The sequence below is a fragment of the Streptomyces sp. NPDC059003 genome (assembly GCF_042740445.1).
Classification (GTDB): Bacteria; Actinomycetota; Actinomycetes; order Streptomycetales; family Streptomycetaceae; genus Streptomyces.
Genome location: NZ_JBHYJH010000348.1, coordinates 1 through 4,148, shown reverse-complemented (window position 1 = coordinate 4,148; position 4,148 = coordinate 1). Strand labels below are relative to the sequence as shown.

Sequence of the window (4,148 nt, the reverse complement as noted above, 5' to 3'; positions counted from 1 at the left end):
ACCCAGTACCGGGTTGATGCTCCGTACAGGGGGATCGTCCGGCCCCGGGCGTCTTTGCCGCAGCGGTGGTAGCGCTCCACCCACAGCGTGGTGATGGTCAGGGGGGTACCGGTCGTACGGCCCACTCCCACCCCGCGGCCGCCACGGGGGCAGGCACGCTGCGCTCCATCGACCGGCCCCTGGCGGGCGGGGGCGGCCGGGGGTGGTGGCCCCGGCCGCCAGCCTGTGGATCAGGCTCGGGTGAGCAGGAGAAGCCGCCGGTGGGCCTTGGTCTTCTTGTCGTCGTCCGATCCTTCGAGCGCGGCTGTGGCGCGGGCGATCTCCTCGGTCATCGACTTGCCCGGGCGGCGGGGGGCGACATGGTCGAGGTAGCCGGTGATGGCCCGCTCGGCGGCGTAGGCGGTGTGGCCGACCCGCTCAGCCTCGGCCCGGAACTCGTCGCTCAGGGCGCCAAGTCGGCTGGCGTAGTTGGTCCGAGCCTGGTCGGTGGCGTCGCCGTCGAGGGGCCAGAGGTCAGCGATCACCTTGTGGAAGTCGTTGAGGGCGATGTCCGTGCGGGCCAGGGCGGTCTCTTCGACGGCGAAGCGATTGAAGTACTGGGCCGTTTCAGGATGCGGCGGGAGTTGTAGAAGCCGTCGGTGTACTCGAAGAGCGCGAGGTTTGCATCGGTCTCGTGGTGAAGGTGCGCCCACGGAGGCCCTCGGTTTTGACGAGCGTCCAGAGATTCTCCGCGAGGGCGTTGTCGTACGAGTCAGTTCCGGAAGAACGCACTCGGCTTCCAGGCGGGGATGCTCGTCAACGAGCGCGGTCGCCTGGGCCGGGTCGGATCCAGCTGCGCCGCGAAAAACGCCGAGGCCGTCCGCAGCACATCGTTGGCCCGCTTGAGCTGAACGTTCTCCTTGCGCAGCGCCACCAGCTCCGCACGCTCGCTGGTGGACAGGCCGCCGGTGCGCTCGCCGGCGTCCCGCTCGGCCTGCCGGACCCAGCCGCGCAGGGCCTCGGGATGCACACCGAGACCGACGGCCAGCTTCTTGAACTGCGGCTTCGGCTCGGTGATGCGGTACATCCGCACCGCACGCCCACGCGACCCCAGCGAGTACTTCCGGGATGCAGCCATGACCAAAGGTCCTCTCATGAGAACCACCCCCACCCACTGCCAACAGACTCCCCATCCCGCACGAAGCTCAGACCATACCGTGGTCACGGTGACCACGCCGTTGTCCGTCTTGCCGTAACGTCCCAGCCACTGCCTGCCCACGTGTGCGGTGGCTGTGCCGTCCTTGCGGTCCCCGGAATCGTCGATCACGATGACCCCGCCCGTGTGCGGAGCAGTCTCCGGCCGCTGGCGCAGCAGCTCCAGCCGCCGGTCGTTGACCCGCGCGGCCTCCCAGGGGGACTCGGAAAGGAAGAACTGCAGGCGTTGCACCGCACGGTTCCGGGCACCCACCACTGGCTCCGTGCCGGCCAGACAGGTCAGCGTCTTGTTCCAGTCCCGCGGCGCCAGCAGCCCGGTCAGATACTCGCGAAACCCTCGCCGCTGGGCCAGGGAGGCGAACAGGTCATCGAAACACGCGGCGTAGTCCTCCAGTGGTTCCGGCGCCGGCGGGCAGTGCCGGTGCGCCCCCTGCGGAACACCAAGCCGCACCGACACCGCCTCGGTGAGCCGATCGCGCTCCAGGACCACGACCGTGTCGAAGTGGTTCGCGAGGGCACCCGCCGCAGCCAGGCCACCGATACCCGCACCCAGGACAACCGCCTGGGTGCCGGGAGAGAATCCGCCAGAGGACATCAGTCTTCCTCATGTAGGCGAGTGCGCTGCCAACGCCTGTTACCAGTACGCGCCTCGCGCCCGCAGTTGACGCCAGGCGAGCCGGGCCAAGACGCGCGGATGTAGCAGGGCCTGGGGGGGCTCTGCCATGCCCCAGAAATTGAAGAGCGCAGCGGCCAGCAGTGGATCGTCAGAGGCGCCGCGTGCCAGCTGCTGCAGGAGCCTGCCTGCGAGCGCGGAGCTGGGCGAGAAGTTTGCGGGCGGGTTGAGGACATGGTCGGCTGTCCTGCTCACCAGCCACGAGGCCCGCACCACACGCGCGGCTCGGCGGTAGAACCGGCCGGGCAGCTCCTCCCCCCGGCCTTCCTGAAGGCAGGCGCCGAGCGCGGCCGCCAGCTCTGCGGCGGTGGTAATGCCGGTCCCGTACAGGGGGTTGAGGCAGCACAGGGAGTCGCCGGTGGAGATGAGGTTGGCCGGGTGACGGCGCAGCCGTTCGTACTGGCGGCGATGGCCGGCCGGAAAGCGGTAGGACGCACTGGGGCCGAGCGGCTGGAGATCACGGATCAGGTCGTGGACGTGGGGTGCCACATCGCGCACGCCGCGGTCGAAGTCCGCTTCACTGATCGCCGGTGCGGACCCTGCATCGAATCCCACCAGTGAGATCGTCCAGGTGCCGCGCTCCTGAGCCATGGCGAAGACCCCGTGGCGACGGCGTGGGCTGGGCAGGTCCATAAGCAGCATCATGCCCAGCTGTGCAGAGGCGGCGGGAGGCAGGAGGTAGCGCCGTGAGATGTAGCGGACCCCTACGTCGAGACGCTGTTCCGGCGGTCGCGGAAAGCCGAGCGCATCGAGCCAGACACGCCCCCTGCCGCCCTTGCCTAGCGCGTCGACGACCAGGTCCGCCTCCAACTCGACCTCACGGCCCCCGTTGCCGCGCTCCGCACACCGCACACCGCACACCGCATGGCCATCGGCGATCACCGACTCTACCGCATAGCCCGTGTGCAGAGTGATGCCGGGCGTGCGCAGCAGGCACTGGCGCAGATGGGCCTCCAGGAACGGCCGTGTTGCGAACACCGCTTCGTAGCCGATCGGCGAGCGGTACAGTTGGTGGCCGAGGATCGCCAGCTGCACGTCGGACAGGAGCCTGGCCTGCGCAGCACCATGTGCGACGAGGTCTTCATAGAAGCCGGGGAAGAGTGTATCGATCACCTCCTTGCCTCGCATCAGCACACCGTGCGGGTGATGTCCCTGCGGCACCCCGCGCCGCGTTACATCGCCGTCGACCACATCACGCTCGATCACGGTCACGCGTTCGAAGTGCCCGGCCAGGACCTGAGCAGTGAGAAGACCTGCCACACCTGCCCCACAGACGACTGCATGCTCCCCTCGCACAGACATCAGCGATACCTCTCCTTCCGAGTGGGTGAGTTTTCCGGCTGAAGGAAGCCGTCAATCGCGCGCCTTCTTCTAGCTGGTGTCGGGGACGTGTCAGTGATCTTGTGTAAGTCGGTTGGTTTCATTGGATGCTGAGCCGGTCCTCGAAGAGGAATGAGAACTGGTTCAGGGCTTCTTTCCAGTGTGCGGCGACGTGGTTGGCGTCGCGCGCTTTGGGGTTGATCTGCTCGCGGACCGCGAGGTAGAGCACCTTCAGCGCGGCTTGTTCCGAAGGGAAGTGGCCGCGGTTGCGGGTGGCTTTGCGGAGCCGGACGTTGATCGATTCGGCCATGTTCGTGGAGTAGACCACCGTCCTTATGGCCGGCGGGAACGCGAGGTAGGGGGTGAACTCCGGCCAGGCCGACCGCCAGGTCCGCACGATCGCTGGGTAGCGTTCGCCCAGCTCAGAGGCCGCGAACACGTCGAGGGCCTGCTCGGTCGGCGCTGTGTAGACGGCTTTGAGGGCCGGTACCAGTTTGGGGTGGTCCCGCACGGACGACAGCCTGAGCGAGGCCCTGGTCAAGTGGATCACGCAGGTCTGGACCGTGGCTTTGGGCGAGGTCGCCGTGACCGTGTCGGGCAGGCCCTTCAACCCGTCACAGACGACGATGCACACGTCCTCGATGCCGCGATTGCGCAGCTCGGACAGCATGGCCATCCAGGTGGTGGCGCCTTCACCGTCCGCGCCGACCCACAAGCCCAGGACGTCCTTGCGGCCGTCCATGTCGACACCGACGGCCAGGTAGACGGGTTTCGAGGTCACTGAACCCGACCGGATCTTCACCCACAACGCGTCGATGTAGATGATCGGCCAGACCGCGTCCAGGGACCGGTTCTGCCAGGTCACGAGCTCGTCGACCACGGCGGCGGTGACCTTGCTGATCAGGTCCGGGCTAACCTCGACCCCGTAGATCTGGGCCAGGTGGGAGCGGATGTCGCGCAC

At 67.8% G+C, this 4,148-nt stretch carries 3 protein-coding genes and 2 pseudogenes; all 5 read right to left on the bottom strand.

All coding sequences use genetic code 11. From position 1 onward, the window contains the following. Positions 1-230: 230 nt before the first annotated feature. On the bottom strand, positions 231-692 hold the full coding sequence (locus ACFWZ5_RS45155) for a DUF932 domain-containing protein (protein ID WP_384893000.1): 462 nt from the start codon (positions 690-692) through the stop codon (positions 231-233). A 146-nt stretch (positions 693-838) separates the two neighbouring features. Continuing rightward, positions 839-1,117: pseudogene (locus tag ACFWZ5_RS45150) on the bottom strand (transposase); the annotation flags it as partial. Positions 1,118-1,168: 51 nt separating this feature from the next. Continuing rightward, positions 1,169-1,789: pseudogene (locus tag ACFWZ5_RS45145) on the bottom strand (transposase); the annotation flags it as partial. A 39-nt stretch (positions 1,790-1,828) separates the two neighbouring features. Beyond that, a complete protein-coding gene (locus tag ACFWZ5_RS45140) occupies positions 1,829-3,079 on the bottom strand; it encodes an NAD(P)/FAD-dependent oxidoreductase (RefSeq protein WP_384892997.1) in 1,251 nt (416 codons plus the stop codon). Positions 3,080-3,287: 208 nt separating this feature from the next. Further along, the coding region (locus ACFWZ5_RS45135; RefSeq protein WP_384892993.1) for an IS256 family transposase at positions 3,288-4,148 on the bottom strand (861 nt) is incomplete at its 5' end.